The 16,329-nt window shown below is 50.6% G+C and carries 17 protein-coding genes, 1 tRNA gene and 1 pseudogene; 14 read left to right on the top strand and 5 right to left on the bottom strand.

Annotated elements, in window-relative coordinates:
• Positions 1–115: 115 nt before the first annotated feature.
• Positions 116–667 carry a GNAT family N-acetyltransferase gene (locus AOA63_RS08760; RefSeq protein WP_053959334.1) on the top strand — a complete coding sequence of 184 codons (552 nt, stop codon included), beginning with the start codon at positions 116–118 and terminating at the stop codon, positions 665–667.
• Here AOA63_RS08760 and AOA63_RS08755 read toward each other — a convergent pair.
• A complete protein-coding gene (locus AOA63_RS08755) occupies positions 664–861 on the bottom strand; it encodes a hypothetical protein (protein ID WP_053959333.1) in 198 nt (65 codons plus the stop codon). The genes AOA63_RS08760 and AOA63_RS08755 overlap by 4 nt on opposite strands.
• Positions 862–1,132: 271 nt before the next feature.
• Between AOA63_RS08755 and AOA63_RS08750 the strand changes: the two genes are divergently transcribed.
• The 8 genes from AOA63_RS08750 (at position 1,133) to AOA63_RS08710 (ending at position 8,710) form a co-directional block, all read left to right on the top strand.
• Positions 1,133–2,074, top strand: a complete 942-nt coding sequence (locus AOA63_RS08750; protein ID WP_053959332.1) for a PepSY domain-containing protein — start codon at positions 1,133–1,135, stop codon at positions 2,072–2,074.
• A gap of 62 nt (positions 2,075–2,136) precedes the next feature.
• The gene (locus tag AOA63_RS08745; RefSeq protein ID WP_139061533.1) at positions 2,137–2,703 is read left to right on the top strand and encodes a PepSY domain-containing protein; all 567 of its coding nucleotides are present in this window, start codon (positions 2,137–2,139) and stop codon (positions 2,701–2,703) included.
• A gap of 15 nt (positions 2,704–2,718) precedes the next feature.
• Entirely contained in the window at positions 2,719–3,390 is a 672-nt protein-coding gene (locus AOA63_RS08740) for a response regulator transcription factor (protein WP_171822662.1), read from the top strand.
• Complete coding sequence (locus AOA63_RS08735; protein WP_053959329.1) at positions 3,383–4,768, top strand: sensor histidine kinase; 1,386 nt, start codon at positions 3,383–3,385, stop codon at positions 4,766–4,768. Before AOA63_RS08740 ends, AOA63_RS08735 begins: the two co-directional genes overlap by 8 nt.
• Before the next feature lie 389 nt (positions 4,769–5,157).
• A tRNA-Leu gene (locus tag AOA63_RS08730) sits at positions 5,158–5,242 on the top strand.
• A gap of 333 nt (positions 5,243–5,575) precedes the next feature.
• Positions 5,576–5,836, top strand: a complete 261-nt coding sequence (locus AOA63_RS20030) for a hypothetical protein (protein ID WP_206742822.1) — start codon at positions 5,576–5,578, stop codon at positions 5,834–5,836.
• A 1,914-nt stretch (positions 5,837–7,750) separates the two neighbouring features.
• Positions 7,751–8,335, top strand: coding sequence for a hypothetical protein (locus tag AOA63_RS08715; protein WP_053959326.1), 585 nt, complete (start codon positions 7,751–7,753; stop codon positions 8,333–8,335).
• 168 nt (positions 8,336–8,503) lie between these two features.
• Complete coding sequence (locus tag AOA63_RS08710; protein WP_053959325.1) at positions 8,504–8,710, top strand: superinfection immunity protein; 207 nt, start codon at positions 8,504–8,506, stop codon at positions 8,708–8,710.
• Between the two features lie 63 nt (positions 8,711–8,773).
• Here AOA63_RS08710 and AOA63_RS08705 read toward each other — a convergent pair whose 3' ends face one another.
• Positions 8,774–9,778: a hypothetical protein gene (locus tag AOA63_RS08705; protein WP_053959324.1), complete on the bottom strand. Its 1,005-nt coding sequence runs from the start codon at positions 9,776–9,778 to the stop codon at positions 8,774–8,776.
• The gene (locus tag AOA63_RS08700) at positions 9,778–10,377 is read right to left on the bottom strand and encodes a ParB/RepB/Spo0J family partition protein (protein ID WP_053959323.1); all 600 of its coding nucleotides are present in this window, start codon (positions 10,375–10,377) and stop codon (positions 9,778–9,780) included. Before AOA63_RS08700 ends, AOA63_RS08705 begins: the two co-directional genes overlap by 1 nt.
• 205 nt (positions 10,378–10,582) lie before the next feature.
• Between AOA63_RS08700 and AOA63_RS08695 the strand changes: the two genes are divergently transcribed.
• The gene (locus AOA63_RS08695; RefSeq protein WP_053959322.1) at positions 10,583–10,936 is read left to right on the top strand and encodes a YgjP-like metallopeptidase domain-containing protein; all 354 of its coding nucleotides are present in this window, start codon (positions 10,583–10,585) and stop codon (positions 10,934–10,936) included.
• An 18-nt stretch (positions 10,937–10,954) separates the two neighbouring features.
• On the opposite strand, the pseudogene AOA63_RS08690 reads toward AOA63_RS08695, so the two are convergent.
• A pseudogene (locus AOA63_RS08690) lies at positions 10,955–12,061 on the bottom strand (IS256 family transposase); the annotation flags it as partial.
• Positions 12,062–12,248: 187 nt separating this feature from the next.
• Between AOA63_RS08690 and AOA63_RS20205 the strand changes: the two are divergent.
• The 3 genes from AOA63_RS20205 to AOA63_RS08675 all read left to right on the top strand — a co-directional run bounded on the left by AOA63_RS20205 (position 12,249) and on the right by AOA63_RS08675 (position 13,804).
• Positions 12,249–12,425: a hypothetical protein gene (locus tag AOA63_RS20205; RefSeq protein WP_242848303.1), complete on the top strand. Its 177-nt coding sequence runs from the start codon at positions 12,249–12,251 to the stop codon at positions 12,423–12,425.
• The gene (locus AOA63_RS08680; RefSeq protein WP_053959321.1) at positions 12,409–13,359 is read left to right on the top strand and encodes an IS3 family transposase; all 951 of its coding nucleotides are present in this window, start codon (positions 12,409–12,411) and stop codon (positions 13,357–13,359) included. Before AOA63_RS20205 ends, AOA63_RS08680 begins: the two co-directional genes overlap by 17 nt.
• A gap of 121 nt (positions 13,360–13,480) precedes the next feature.
• Positions 13,481–13,804, top strand: coding sequence for a hypothetical protein (locus AOA63_RS08675; RefSeq protein ID WP_053959320.1), 324 nt, complete (start codon positions 13,481–13,483; stop codon positions 13,802–13,804).
• Between the two features lie 74 nt (positions 13,805–13,878).
• Here the strand turns inward: AOA63_RS08675 and AOA63_RS08670 are convergent, their stop codons facing one another.
• A complete protein-coding gene (locus AOA63_RS08670; protein ID WP_053959319.1) occupies positions 13,879–14,454 on the bottom strand; it encodes a hypothetical protein in 576 nt (191 codons plus the stop codon).
• A 543-nt stretch (positions 14,455–14,997) separates the two neighbouring features.
• Between AOA63_RS08670 and istA the strand changes: the two genes are divergently transcribed.
• Positions 14,998–16,206: an IS21 family transposase gene (gene istA, locus AOA63_RS08665; RefSeq protein WP_242848302.1), complete on the top strand. Its 1,209-nt coding sequence runs from the start codon at positions 14,998–15,000 to the stop codon at positions 16,204–16,206.
• Positions 16,207–16,329: the final 123 nt, after the last annotated feature.

The raw sequence follows: 16,329 nt of genomic DNA, 5'->3' as shown, positions 1-16,329 counted from the left end.
TGGCATAGTGCATGATAGGGATTTTGTCAAGAAAACGTTGAAGTGGAAAAGGCCGTTAAGACGCGAATTATCCGTTTAATGGGTCAAACATGTTTCGAAACAGGTGGGATTCTTTGTGTGCAAAATTAGACTTTACGAAGTGGTAGCGCATGACACGAATTTGATTCATTGTTTATATCAATGGGAAGTAGTAGAACCCGCACGGGAACAGTATACGTGTCGACCAGTTTCTCCAGTCGCCGATTGGCCAACCTTTTTGCAAGAGATGCGTCAACGATTAGAAAATCATTCTCTCCGAGTATTTGTGGCGATGGATGCGATGACGGGGAACGTGCTTGGAAAAATTATGGCCTTTGATTATAATCCACGGAATAAAAGCGCGGAATTTGGGTACTACCTGCCTCCGGAAAATCGGGGCAAGGGCTTTGGACAAAGCATGGTTGCGAAGTTTTTGTCGTGCATGTTTTCTGATCCTGTGTGGTCATTAAACAAATTGTATGCTACCACGGCTTCAGGTAATCAACCTTCCGTACGTTTATTGCAAAGCTTGGGCTTTCATTTTGAGGGCGTGATGCGAGAACATTATTGGTTTTCTTCAGGGTTTCAAGACCAGTGGCATTTTTCGTTACTTAAGCGGGAATGGAGAACCTCAGCGAACCCGAGCTAAAGGTCGTATATGCGGAATGGACCGATGGGACGTTCATGCACGTATGCAGCCCAAAAAGTCATGTCCTGCGATTTTCGGATGTACTCACGCACGGCCTCTTCGACGCCAAACCACTCGTGTAGCGCCCCAAGGATATGAGCCGTAATCTCGCCTTTGGGTTTCTTATCCTCTATAGCACGGATATTATAATTCATTGCTAACCTCCGTTACATTAATATATCACTGAGTCTAGGGACACTAAAACGTGAACTAGAGTAACTCCTAACTGCTTTACTGCGCTGTCCAAATGAGGATCAGCATTATGTGGCGATACGCGGAGCCGTTTTATGGAAAATATCGAGCATCTATGGGCTTTGTCATTTTTCGATCATCTTCCTGCGTTAACGTAAAGAATGTGAATATCAGTCCCACCGAGTTATCACAGGGCAAATGATGAAAAAGATAATTTCCTAGGGAGGACATACGATGAAACAACAAATCTGGTTGGGAGCGATGGCTGCCGCCGGTCTTATATCTCTGCCATTGGCGGCTCCCTCCAAAGTTGTACCGAGCGTAACGGGGACATTCCATGGTGCTTCAACGTTCACGGCGACATCATATCGCATTTCACGGTATCAAGCTGGGCAAAACGCCATATCGCGGGTAGGAGGCGGTCAGATTGTCCACATTTCGAATGATACCTATCACGGGCAAGCCGTATACGATATCCATGTGTTCTTCCATCGTATCGTTTATGATGTAAAAATTTCTCAAATGTCAGGTCAAGTAGTTGAAATGAAGCGTTCGTCCGAACAACCGGGAATAATTTCATCAATTCCACCGACGGGAAGTGAGCCGCCTACGACAGCATCCCCGACGTCTCCAGGGATATCTCTGAGTCAAGCCGAACACTTGGCACTGAAAGCCCTAGGCGGTGGTGGTGTGGTCCATATTTCTCTGGATCATTTCAACGGTGCCCCTATATTCGATGTACATGTTAAAAAGTCCAAACAAATGTGGGATGTCAAGATTAGCCAATCCACGGGTGCCGTGATTGACATGCGTCTGGCCACCGAAAATACCGTGGGTGAAACACACTCGGGTTCGTCTCATCCCCAAGATCAGACACCGCAATCGTCAGACTCTCAAGATACCACTGACTCGAAAACGGGGCCCAGCGTTCCTTCAGCGAACGGAACCATTGCTTATGGCATAAAAATGAGGACTGTTCCCTCAGCTTACCAAAGTTATGTCACAAGCGCCTTGCAACAGGAAAATGGCACGTTAAAGTGGATTAAATTTATCCATAAGGATAATGGCGACATCGAAGTGAATATCAAGATTCGACGATATCAAGGTGGGAGCATCAAGGTTAAAGATCTATTCAATTCCTCTGGCCAATTAATTCAACAAACTTTGGATCATTAAGTGGCCAAATTTGTTTTACGGGCAACGAAAATGGAGTGAGACCCTAAGAGGTTTCCTCTAGGATGATAACGAGGGATGCGGCCTTGATAAGGCAAAGACCGTGGTCTATTGCGGTATATACATTGGCTCTTTCAGGAGTGTTGATGTTGCCGGGGATGGTTACTCTTCACCAGATTCCGGTCGAAACGCCATTAGCCCCCATTACGTTCAAGAAATCTTTGGCCGTTGTGCGGTCTTTATATCCTCATAGTCAAATTTTAACCGGAGTACCGGATATTTTGAATGGTCATCTCGTCTATCGCTACCGTATCCGGACGCCGAGAGGACACTTGCGGCACATTTATATTGCTACGGAGACGGGGAGAATTCTGGCTAATCAATTGTTGTCAAATACGTCACCGTCATCTTCTGCGGCGAGATATCCTACTTCGCTTAAAGCCAAAGCTATTCAAATAGCGAGTCAAGCCGTTGGCGGAGGACAAGTTGCGACGGTGAGGACTGTGAGCGAAGATCATGGAAAAACCTATATCGTGGAACTCATGTTAACTAATGGCCAGTACGCTAAAATTCATGTCAATCCGCAGTTATCAGAGATTTTGTCTGTGCAGCTGGATACTGGAGATCATTAAGCAATGGAGGAAACGATGCGGGTTTTGATCGTTGAAGATCACAGTGAATTAGCCCGTTGGCTTCAAAATGAGTTGAACCATGTGGGATGGCAATGTGATGTGGCAGCTACGGTGGACAGGGCATATACTATGGTGCATCACAGCTTTTATGATATCATCCTGTTAGATATCATGCTTCCAGACGGCGATGGAATTGCCTTGTGTCGTCAACTTCGCCATATCACGAGTGCGGCCATGATTATGATCACTGCTCGAGACGATCTTCATGACCGGGTTCATGCATTAGATGACGGCGCTGATGATTACGTCACAAAACCCTATGCCGTTGAGGAACTTTTAGCGCGAATCCGGGCAATTCTTCGAAGAACTCATGGGGATCCGGGCCCAGTATTGGAATTTAACGATTTGCGTTTGTGGCCGGAAGAACGGACGGTAGCCCAAAATGGAGTATTTTTGAGTTTGAGCCGACGAGAATTCGACTTGCTTCTGGTGTTTATGCAAAACCCGAATCGGGTATTATCCCGGGATCAATTATTGGAAAAAGCATGGGGCTATGATTTCTATGGTGAATCTAATGTGGTTGATGTTACCGTGAGACGACTTCGCGATCATCTAAGCCCAGAAGGTCATGTTATGATTACCACCGTACGGGGAGTCGGATACATGCTGCGGGGAACTCATGACTAAGCAACCGCGGCGCGCTACCTTGAGAATTTCGTGGGCACTTATGATCAGCATTGGGGTGGCGGTCATTTTGGCGGGGATTAGTTCGGGATGGTTTGTCTATTCCCTGGCCAAAAGCACTTTGATACGAGAAGGCATTCAGGAAATTGTGACGACGTCTAAAACATCTGCCCTCAAGCTGATGGAAGAAAATCACCAACATCCCACGCGGGTTCCCGTTGAAGATTTGAATGATTTAGCCACGGGCCATCTCTATTTCCTGTTGTTAACTCCACATGGGCAGTTCATCGGATCCAGCGGGCCAATGCCGCCCGGTGTGCCCCGGCAAGGGTGGGCAAATGCTGGGGTATCGGGATGGTTTAACGTTAACGGGACACCTTATGTGTTTGCTAATACGCCCTTGATATTAGATAATCGGCACCGCAACCTGATTGTAGTCGATGGGCTTACACGAACCGCCTCATTGCTTTCTACGCTCCGCACGGCTCTAGTTTTTGGGGAACTTCTGTTAGTGATGAGTAGCATATTAGCCGTCATTATCATTGTGCGCCAAGTCACTGAGCCTCTGCGATCCTTGGAGGAGGTGGCTGGCACGGTAACCCTAAACCGTAAGACCGGTCAGCACGTTGTTATTCCGTCCAACTTAACGGAAGTAGTCTCTTTGACGGAGTCATTTAATAGCATGCTGGATCGCCTTCTCAAGGCGCAAGAACGCGAGCGACAATTTATCAGTAATGCCGCTCATTCTCTTCGAACCCCTATCCACATTATTCGTGGTTACATCCACACCTTAACCCAATGGGCTCAGAATGACCCTCAAAGCCGGTCGCAGGCGCTAAAAGCGTTGGCACGGGAATCGCAGGCTATGGAAACCTTGGTGAATCGTCTTCTGCAATTATCTCGCATGGAGCAAGAGGATCCTCCTCCTTTGCATCCGCTGGAAGTGGTGCCTTACCTTCAAAAAATCCTGCCCAATTTACGGGATACGTGCCTTCATCATCCATTAACGCTAGATCTGACCGCGCAGGCGATACCAGATATTTTATCGGAGCCAGATCTTCTCGAGGCGGTACTGCGAATATTAGTGGAAAATGCCGATACCTATGCGGATGATAATACGACGGTAACATTATTCGTGATTCCTTTAACGACAACGCGCCGCGTTCGCATCGGGGTTTTAAACCAAGGACCTGGGATTTCTAAAGATACTCTCGCGCACCTTTTTGACCGTTTTTATCGGGCTGCACAACCTGCGTCGAGTCACCATTTTGGCTTAGGACTCGCGATTGCCAATAGTATCGTGTTGCGAATTAGAGGACATTGGGTCATCGAAAGTGAATCCCATCGCACCATCTTTGCTATTGACTTGCCTATGTCCTGAAAGGAATGCAGTGAGAAGATAAGGATTCAATGAAACAAAAACCACCGTCAATTGTTCACTGCAAACGACGAATCCGATTTTTTTCTTCCCAACGGATCTCGTGGAAATGTCATTGACCACGGTATCAAAGCGAATAACAAGATCGAGAGGTTTAAAAGGGCAGAAAATATCTACGAAGGATAAGTAAATCAGCGAATCCGACGATTTTACAGAATATGTGGGTATACTGAAGTCCTTCATTATTGCACTGAGCCCTCGCTTCAGTATGGGGAATCATGGTTTTCGATGTCAAAAAATGAAAAGTGCGAAATATCAAGGGGTATTTGTCTCGTGAGGAAGTCTGTGATAAAATGAAAAAGCAGTTGAGCTCGAACACAAATTTAATATGCGTCGGGATGGCGGAACTGGCAGACGCTTACGTTTGAGGGGCGTATGGAGCAATCCGTGGGGGTTCGAGTCCCCCTCCCGACACCAATTTATTAGGTGCACGCGATATTTTATTGTATAGCGTGTTTTTTTGTTGTGCGTTTCCTTTTGTGGTGCTATCGTGAAAAATGAGAAAAATAGCTTTTAATTTTTTGTTTTGACAAGGGTACAGGGTGCAGTGAACCTCGAATGCATCCCAGGACATAGTCAATGAAATATACAACAAAACTCATAAGTACCATCATAGTTTCGACAGCAATGCTATCCAGTTGTGGATTCTCTCGGCCGACGACACTTCGTCCCAACCGTTCGTGGAAGGCTGTGCAAATTTACCAGAACGGTCTTGATTCTTGGCGCATTATGATATTGCCGAGAGATGGAATGATGGCCACTTATCTAGGGAAAGCTCGTATAGGGTACTTGCATATCATTTTGTATTCAAGAAATCAGCACGAAACAAGCTGGCGTATGGGACCGACATTTACGTCGTTTCCTGGTGGAGGGAAGACGACCCAAGTAGCCTTTTTTAATATTCAACCATATTATCCTCGAAAGTCATTTAGGGGACAAGAAAAAGTCGTCTTGCAATGGCAGTTAGGAAATAAAGTTGAACATGGTTATGCCGTATTTGCAATAAGCTAAAATATAGTTAAGCAAAGAGACAAAGATGCTGTCCTCAACGATGAATCCATTGTCTTTCAAGACATACTTGGGTTTTGCTTGACATTACCGGTAATAGACTCATTGGCCTGCAGCAGAAAGAACCAGTCCTGGCATTTGGAGATCCAATGCCCCGTTCTCCGACGGAATACCGCCCCAATGAACCTCACTACTATAGGAACTGTCCTCTTCAACTCAAATCAACTGCCAGCGACCAATGTTATCAAAAATAGCGCTTCCTATGCGACCGGTCTGATAACGACACTCGAATAATTCGAGGCTCATTCTAGAAGCGATTTTTTGCCAATCTGGGACACAAATCATTCGTTGATTTTTTAAATGATATATAATTGCCCATGGCTGCCGCAGGGAGGGAAACAGGACTGTGCACATACCATTGGGTAGCGACAGCGAATATACGCATTTTTTTTGATGCATCAATGATGCGATTCGCCTTATGAACAAGCAGGCATAAGGGATAAGCAAGATCACCTGAAACTTCGCGCTATCCGTCAAGGTGTCGAATATACGGTTCTGACAGTGGAACTAGTGCTTCTTGCTGGCCTAAATGATTCAGTGTATTTACTCACAACGTCGCTGCAATGGTCATGGCATCTGCCTCCGTCTTCGGAGATGGCCCAAATCTTTTCATCGCAACAGCTAGATGCTCTCATTCGGGTCGAAGTCGCTGTTACGCAATTTTTTCTGATGTCTATGCGATGCAGACGGCATCTCGAACATTCGAACAAGCTGCTATCTCTGTTAATTCCACAGCCAACCAAAAAGTTCTGATTGGCCAGGTGAAGCAGATGATGCAACATGTATTGAACATCGTCGCGGAAGCCAACAAATCTGTGAGTTTGAAACAGGCCCACAGCGTCGAGAGCGTCAGGGAATGCCGAGGTTGTGATCATAATGATTTGTATAGGGCAAGACTTAGTTTCTTTTCTTGGAACGCCCCATCTGTGTTGGTGCCCGCTTATGATGCTCGTAACATCATAAGCAGGAAGTTCGCCCGAAAACGACTCCGCGTATCGATACTCCTCAACCGGCCGCTGTTTGCCAGTCTGTGACCCGACAGGAGACCATTTCGTTCTTCACATCATGCTTGCTGTAAAAATTCGGTAAGAGTTTAGCTCCAATGCAGGATTTTAAAGATGGGATGACGAAATAATTTACCATCAAAGAAATCCGTATTCATCGCAAAAATAGAAGATTGATATCGACTATTGCTACATTTTTGGGAAACTGTATTTTTCAAATCTCTGACGGGCAAGTGTCTACATATGAATTGTTGACAAGGTTCCTCGGAGAAAATCACGGAGCATCAGTGCGAACTATTCCCTCAAGATGAGTATTATTTCTGAAAATTGTTTTTCGCAGTCGGCCTATTTATGAAGATAGTAACAGATTGGGATTATATGGAAAAACTGATGCAATAGCAGTTTAATGCCTTTTCAGGAACATGTTGAAAACATTACAAAACGTAGGTGTTCCCAAAGTCAATCACAAGATTGTAAGTTCGCGTCACATCTTTGCGGATTTTAAACCCGCGTTAAATCATTATTTCTATTCCAGGTAATTTTGAACCAGGAGACTCTAGTAGACTAATCTTGAGTGCCTTATCGAACGCCTCGAGATGGTTGCTGAAAATGTCCCTGCGAGACAAGACCATTTCATTAAATAGAAAATAGGGACATAAATAGGGACATCGCAAAAATCGCACAAGTTTGATAGGCGTAGAGAGGATATACGTTGCTAAGATGATGGGGAGAATGCCCACGCTGTTGTTAGGTTAGGACGAAAACATTGTAGACGTTACACGGAGAAAGTTATTGAGTAATACTAGCAATAATGGCTGATCTATGTCGGAGATTAGGAGGGCAGATATATCATATGCGGCGTCAGCGTTCAGCAGTATCTCCGCCCCGTCAGAGCTTTTGGCAGACTTATGGCGGAGGCTTGATTATTCTTCTGGTCATCGCAGCGATCAGTGCCCGGATCTTCACCCGGCCTGTCAGCCCCGCTGTGCGAGCGCAACGTGCTGCAGTGGATGTGGTCACCCAAGATCAATGGCATGTGCAGCTCGTGAAGCGGTTGCCGGATCTTCCGGACTTTGCAGATCCGCATGTGCAGGATCAGGTCTGGCTCGCCCGGGTGACTGTTACCAACCCGACCCCCTATCTGGCCACCTGGCCAGCCAATCCGATTACTGTCACCTTTACGCTCGACGGTCAACTGGACGGCATCCAGTTAAACAATCTCTGGTATCCTCATGACCCCAGTGCCAGCGTCATCCCTGACCCACTCTGGCCATCCATGACTGCTCAATCGGTCTTCACCATCCCTCCACATGGTCAACGAACTGGGAATGTGGTCATTGAACTCCCCGCTTCTCAGCACACCGCCACCATCGAGGATGTGTGGCAACACCGTTCTTGGCCTCTCTTTTCAGTGAATTTGCCTTATCCTACATCATGATTTCTTTTATGATTGGCTGGTGCTCCTAACTATTGTGGCGGTGCAACGAATCTTGGATACTCTTGTCACGGAAGGGATAGTGACCCATAGCGCTTCTAAACAAAGCTGAGCGATATGTTTTATATTCCACTGCCGCAACACTATTGTGATAACAAAAGGGGTAACATTATGAGCATTGCTGCTATCATCCTATTTGTGGTGCTGGTTCTCGGCATTCTTGTCGGCATCGGCATCTATTTCTTACCCACCATCCTAGCCTTTACCCGGCATAAAACCAACCGTATTGCTATTTTAGCACTTAACGCCTTGCTCGGCTGGGGTCTGATCGGATGGGTTGTGTCTCTGGTCTGGGCTCTCTCGCAAGATCCGACTTAATCAGATCCCATCCCCGTCTCACCTGTGTAGTGATCGACGGGGATGGGAGTCTCTCAATACCCTTTAGAGGTGCTCCGCAGGCACCAACGTGCCATTGGGGTTATTCGGAGTCTGGTTGAGGGCTTGAGGTTGCACATTCACAGACACGACATACCACCCGTGATTCGTATAGGCGAGAGCCAGTTGCCATTGAATAAAGACTGCTTCCCACTGAGACCCGACATGGACGACGACAGTGGATACCGGATTCGCAATCACTTCATTGAGAGGCACCGATGCCAGATGATAACCACTCGGCAAATCGATGGTCAATCCCTGCATCCCATTCCCCAGAGTTTGTCCCGCTGTCGCTGTGAGAAACGCTGATCCTTGTGGAGGGGTGCCACCGGGTGTGGATGATCCCTGGATCCCATTCATGGGCACCACATAATTGGTGCCGACTGTGACGACATGGATGGATGCGAGGTTCCCGATGTTCAGGGGAACGGCCAAGACTTGGAGGTAATTCGTTGTCCAGTGAGCGAGTGTGGCCGAAACCGGAGTCGTCCCTCCTGGTAGCACCACTGCCGCCGACATCAAGACATCCTGTTGCACTCCTTGGGCGTGTTGCTGAGGATAGGCCAAGTGACGAATAGTATCTGCGACTAAGAGCATCGGATTGTCACGGATGGTGTTCCCCCGATAGTAGGTGGGCACCAGTTTAATCAATTGAGCTTCGGGCAAGACAGTGCCATTGGTAAAGGACGTTTGAAACATTTGAATTAAAGCTTGGAGATCAGATGGAACGATAGGTCGTAACAGGCTCAGATGTGCAAAATCCGGCATATGCAGGGAGCCACCTTGAATGACGTAAGATGGAAGTTGTGCAGCTATGGATGGAGGAAGAGTCCCCGATTGATGCGTCTGCGGTGAAGCAGAAGATGAAGACGATGTTACATGAGATATGTGTTTTTTGTGATGATCAGGAGACTGTAATGCTGAAGGACGAGCTGTACTTCCACATCCTGCAATCACAAGACTTCCGATAACGAGAGCGAGCCAATGTTTCCAGATCTTGTGTGTGAGCATTAATCGAATTCTCCTTGTATTCTGTCTTCCATAATTTTGTTAGGGACCATCCATAAGGACGTCTTGATCACGGAGTAAAAGCTCATCGGTTCACGATGGAAGTTTTCGTTGAGTTGAATCGCCAGGATTTGCGCTTCAGTCAGCGGGGGATGCACGATGACACGGATCTCGGTTTCTGGACGTCGATCGTGGAGCTCCCACCACGCGAGGCTCCGGCGAAATCCAAAGATTAAGCGATACCGGACTCCGTGACGTGCTCGGCGCAAGCGCATCACGTGAGGCGGTTGCAAAATCCCGACAGCCGCAATGGATTGCTTGAGTCGATGAAATCCAATTTCATCGGTGCTGATTTGATCACCATAGACCAAGAAACCGTGTTGGGCTTCGGGCCATCGCGCATTGTAGCTATCGGGATCGATTTCTGAGAACCGAATGACCCGTGGAGTGCCGGGCGGAATCCACTGATCCGGGGCCATCGCGATCGGGGGTTCCTCGGCTTCGGGATCGACGTTGAGATAAGGGAGAGGGGCAGCAGCCGTCTCTGGGGCGTCCGTGTCTGGAGTGGGTTCGGGTCGTTTCGGCGGGTTCGCGTTGCTCACGGTGGTCAATCCCTCCTGGGATTCTGCATCGGATTTGAGAGATTCTTTTCGCCATCGCGTCCCAAATTTCCTGCTGGTGGGGGCACTTTGTTGTCAATTCTTTTCCCGGGTTCTCGGGCATAGTAGGGAGAAAATCTTCGGAACCCCCTAGCTGGAAGAGAGCTGGGTGCGGTACACTGCTCACCGAAGGAGCGCGAGAATAGACATGCCGATGATCACTCTCGGTCAGACGACCATTGCTTATACCGTGGAAATTCGACCCCGTCGCCATTATCCAGCGATTGAGATGGATGCGCACAAGGCGGTGACCGTGCTGGTGCCCCCCGATTGGCCTCCGGAGCAGATTGAACCGTTATTGCATCGGAAAGCGCGATGGTTGTTGCACCATTTTGAGACGACCCAACCCGTTCCGGTGCATCCGCCCAAAGATTTTGTGAGTGGTGCCGGGTTCTTACTCCGAGGCTCATCCGGCTCAAAGTCCACACACGGCCCGAGAGCGAGCCTTGTGTGGTGTTGGACGGACGACGAGGTTGTCCCACGCTTCGTGGAATTTCGCTAGCGCATCCTTTCGTGAGATTTAACCCATTTGCTCCGTTTTTCGTTCCGGTGTTTTTGGACACGCGGCTTTTAAGGCCGTTTGCAACAAGGGGATCTCGCGATAGCCGGGGATCCGCGTCAAGGTTTCTTCAATGAAAAAACTTGCCGACGCCATCCACCGGAGGACTTGTTGCCCATTGGTCCAATGTTTGACATTTTGCGCATGGGTCCGCAATTGACTGTTGATAGATTCCATGGCATTGGTGTTCGCCAACGTTTGGCGCAAGAGGCCCGGGAGACCCAAACGATGCACGGTTAAGGTCTCGGCGAGCCCTTCCCGGAGGCTCCCGGCGGCGCCGGGATGATCCTTTTCGAGCTCTTTCGCGAGCGCTTCCAATGCCTGCGCGGCTTGATCCGCATCCGGTTCTTGATAGGCTTTCCGTAAGCGCTGGCGGACGCGATTTTCCGCCGATTTCGGCAGGTGGTCGAGCACATTCCGTTGCTTGTGGATTTGGCAGCGTTGAATGAGGACTTGATCTCCCCAGACCTCGCGCACCGCTTTGGCTAAGGCCTTGGCGCCATCGATGACCACGAGTAAACCGTGCGCGGCCGTCAGGCCGCGGGTGATGAGATCCTGTAATAATGCTGTCACCACCGTGTGGTTTTCTGTAGCCCCTTCGACTAATCCCAACACGCGTTTGTGACCGTCGGCATCAATGCCTAAGGCGCCAACCCCCAGAGGGTCGGAGACGCGCAACCCATCGATCATTACCACCACCCAAGTCCGATCATCCAATCGGCGCTGCAGAAAGCGGTCCAGGGCCTGTTGGGTCGCTTGAATAAAGCGGCGGCTCACCGTGCTTTTGCTGGGGCCCGGCTGCTCCATCGCGGCTTCAAAAGCGGCATCGGCATGGCGCTGTTGGCGGCTTGCTAAGCCATACAACATCCGTTCCAGTACGGCTTGTGTCGCGAGCGTCGGATCCTGACACGGATGGTAGGTGTCTAACGGAATTTCCTCCGAGCCATCAGCGGCCCGCACCCGCGGGTGCGGGACGGAGATTTTGCGATCTCCCACAAAGACGCTGCCGACATCAGTCCCATGTCGGACAGCTTGGCGTTGCGGATCATGACGTCCTTTGGGCCCGGCCTTTTAAGCCCCCTAAGAAGACGAGACAATCGCGATCTCTCCTGGTTGGATTATTATCAGTTCAGAGGAGAGAATGTACACGATGAGTCAAACCTATTCACCGGAATTCACAAAACAGATTGTTCGAGAAGCTCAAGACACGCAAAATGCGCCATGAGTCGCTCGTCGTCATCAGCTGAGTCCATCCATGGTGCGTCGCTGGGTGCGTGAGGCGGTGAAGGCGGCCCACCATCCCCACGATCTCCTGAGTCTGGTAGACGAAAATGAACGGTTAAAAAAATTACTTGGGGAAAAAGATCTGCCGATGGCTATGCTTCAAGATCTGCTGCAAAAAAGGGGATCCGTCCGTGACAGAATTGTGTGAACACGTGATGGATTGGCATCACCGCGCTCCTCAGGTGCCCCTTCGCCGATGGTGTGCGACGATACGCCTTTCCCGGGCCACCTTTTATGCCTGGCGTCATCGCCAACGCCATCCCGTACCGGATCGGCGCCATCAGGCGCCGGGTCGACCTCCGCGAGGATACAGCGTCACACAAAATGGCCAGAAAATCGCCGATGGCCCGATGATGGACTGGATTACCGATATTCTGACGACGGAGAATGCGGCCTATGGGTATCACAAAATCACAGGGGTCTTGCGACGACGCTATCATCTACAGATTCGTGTCAAAAAGGTGTATCGACTCCTTCGACAGTGGCACTTATTGTGGCCTCAGCGAAAACGCCGCATCCGGCATCCGCGCCGGCTGGCGCGGAACCGCATCATTACGGCTCCCAATCAGCTCTGGCAAACGGACATTACCGATGTGTATATTGCGGGTGAAGATCGGTTTTTATATCTCCAAGCCATTATCGATGTGTGTGACCGCATGATTATTGCCTATCACATGGGGCTTCATTGTCAGGCGACGGATGTTGTCCGGACCCTGCAACACGCGGTGATCCGGCGTCAATCGGAATGGCAAACGCCTCCTATTCTCCGGACGGACAATGGCCCTCAGTTTATCGCTGAGGCATTCGAAACGGCTTGTGCTGCCTATGGTCTGGAACATGAGCGCATTCCGGTGGCCACGCCGAATAAAAACGCCTTGATTGAGTCGTGGCATGCTCAGTTGGAGCGCGAGTGTCTCACTCAAGAATTTGCCACATATGGCGAGGCCTATGCAGCGGTTACGCGATGGATTGCCTTTTATAACGAGGATCGGCTGCATGGGAGCCTAGAATTTTGGTCTCCGGCGACGATGCGAAAACGGGTCGCTGGAGGGCAAGCGACCTGGATGCCCGTCAGAGTATAGCAGAGCGAGACTTTTGCACTGGGGGACAGGGGCGAGGTGACGCCCTGGCCCCTGTCCCCCAGTCCCAGCCCGTAGGGCTGATATGATGACCCAATGCGTATCGGCGTGAACGAGATCGCAAATGTCCAAAATTGGGGAGCGGAATCGGGCGCAGAACGGCTCATTGCCCGCAACGGATCGAGGATCTGTAGCCGAAAAACCCCGAGTGTATGTGCCCCCGACGTACCAAACTGAAACGATTCAGCATTCAGCGACTCGGTACAAGGATGTGTGGAAAACAGAGTCCTATCAATATCAACCGCCGTCCTATCCGGTCACCCAAACCCACACGCAGACGAAAGTGATCAGTCAGTACTTGCAAGAAACTCAAGTCACTCCAGTCGCAGGAGGCACCACGGTCAAGCAACCGATCACTGGCAAGTGTCCGGTGCCCACCACATCTTGAGATGGCGAGCCCTGCACGGGCATCGAGTCAGACATCCCCCAGTCCGGGGTCACCGGGTTGGGGTGTGTGGTTGCTTAAGGGATCGAGACCGTGGTCAGATCCCAAGCCCGTTGTTGCCACACATCCTGGATGACAGCGGTGTGCTGACCAGTGGGAAGTTGGATCACCACATCCCCAGTCCGCTGACCATGTGGGGGGATGGTGAAGACCGGTGGATCAGTCGTGGCTGGCCAGAGCGGGTCAGGGATGCCGCTGGTACTGGAAGCATGAGGGAATGAGATGTCGTTTAACGGCATCCCCTCATCTTGACCGTCGACCGTAAAGCTGACCATCACCAGATTGGCTGGCCAGGTCGCCAGGTCGGGGGTCGGGTTGGTCACGGTGACTCGTGCAAGCCACACCTGATCCTGCACATGCGGATCTGCAAAATTCGGCACATCCGGCAACCGCTTCACGAGCTGCACATGCCATTGATCCTGGGTGATGACATCCACTGCCGCACGTTGCGCCCGCACAGCGGGGCTGACAGGCCGGGTGAAGATCCAGGCACTGACCGCTGCGATGACCAGCAGGATGATCAAGCCGCCGCCATAGGTCTGCCAAAAGCCCTGACGGGGTGGGGTGGTGATGGGGCCTGAAGTGACTGACATAGGAATCGCCTCCGAATAGGTGGTGTATAGTGACAGGATACCACAACAATTCGGAATTGTCAACACATTTTAGTCAATTCCACGGCCCCTGGGCAGAGCCGGGATGGGGTCAGGCCCCATCGCCACCACACCCCCCCATGCGGGGGGTTGGAGGGGGTGGGGTGCTCGTGAACAAGAGGGCGGCGGCCATGAGTGCAAAGCCGAGGCGGTGAGATTTCGGTGGCATGATAGGTGTCTCCTTTCGATTTAATAGTGCGGGAGAGCCTGCACAGTGTCAACGACAGGTTTAAAATCCCCAATAAGGACAATTCAATTTCCCCAAAAACGACAGTTGAATTTCCCCAAAACGCCAACGCAATTTCCCGCAAAACGGTAGGGTAAATTCCTCAAAAACGACCGTTGAATTTCCTCATAATCGACAGGATTATCGGGATGTTATGAGGAACGTATCAAAGGGCCTGTCCCTAGGGCGGGCACTATCCGAATACCGAGGCGATGCGAGACATGGCGTATTATCTATCCCCCGAGGAGTGTCGCAGGATCATGATGATGCACGAACAGAAGCAGACGATTACGGCGATTCAAGCGGCCACCGGTCGCGATCGCAAAACCATTCGTAAAGTGGTCACCGACCAAAAACACGGGCACGACCTGACCCGTCGTACCCGTGAGAGTCAACTCGATCCATACAAAGAGTATATCGAAGAACGGTGGAACCAGGGGTGTCAGAATGCCGTTGTTCTCTGGGAAGAGGCCCGTGCCCACGGTTACACGGGCAGTCTGAGTTTGATCAAACAGCTGGTGCAACCGCTGCGTCCGCAGCGGGGTGTTGAACCGGCTCAACGCTATGAAACGGATCCCGGGGATCAAGCACAATGCGATTGGGCCGACTTCGGGGCGTTGGTGTATCCGGACCAACGGCGAAAACTCTACATTTTTATTTATACCATGAGTTTTTCGCGGCGTATGTCTGGCGAATTTGTGCACGATCAGCGCCAAACCACCTTGTTTCGCTGCCTCGAGAACGCGTTTGCGTATTTTGGCTGTGTCCCCACGACGATTTTATCAGATAACATGAAACCGATGGTCATTGACCATCCGCGCGGGGGAGAGATCGTCTGGAACCCCCGATTCACGGCTTTTGCCGAATTTCATGGTTTTGGACCGAAAGCCGCCCGGCCTTATCGGGCAAAAACCAAGGGAAAAGTCGAACGCAGTGTGTTATATGTTCGCCAAAATTTCTGGCCGCGGATCCCTGAGGTCATCACCCTCAAGGAATTAAATGTCCGTGTCATGGTCTGGGCCCAGGAACGTGATCTGCGCATTCATGGCACCACGTTCGAGCGCCCGACAGATCGCTGGGAGGCCGACGTGGCGGGAGCCCAGCCGTATGACCTGACGCGGCTGTGGGCCTTCGGCGAACAGTTTCCCCGTAAAGTGACGCGCGATGCGTTTGTGCACTGGCAAGGGCATCGTTTTGCGGTACCGTGGACGGCGGCGGGAACGATGGTGTACGTCAGGCGCTACTCCGAGACCGGTATCGTGATTGGGCAAGAGACGCAAGAGCTCACGCGGTATGCGATTCCCTCGCGCCCGCATCAGATCGTCGGCACGGAGACATGGCACCAAGACGCCCCACCCGAACGCATTCCGGGTCAACCGATTGCTCGGCGTCGTACGTTACGGACACCCGAGGAGGATTTGCCCACGATTCGTTTATTAGCCGACTATGCGGAGGTGGTCCCGCAATGACCCGATCGACCCTGACGTTTCCGGTCGATCCTTGCGATGACTTGGCCGCCCTCTGCGAACGCCTGAAACTTCCGGAAGTGGGCCGCCTTCACCGCCTCACGCACCCCGCGACGCACCATGGAT

It is taken from the genome of Sulfobacillus thermosulfidooxidans (assembly GCF_001280565.1).
GTDB lineage: Bacteria > Bacillota > Sulfobacillia > Sulfobacillales > Sulfobacillaceae > Sulfobacillus > Sulfobacillus thermosulfidooxidans_A.
Note: the sequence above shows the minus strand (reverse complement) of the source record. Positions and strands in the feature narration are given on the sequence as shown.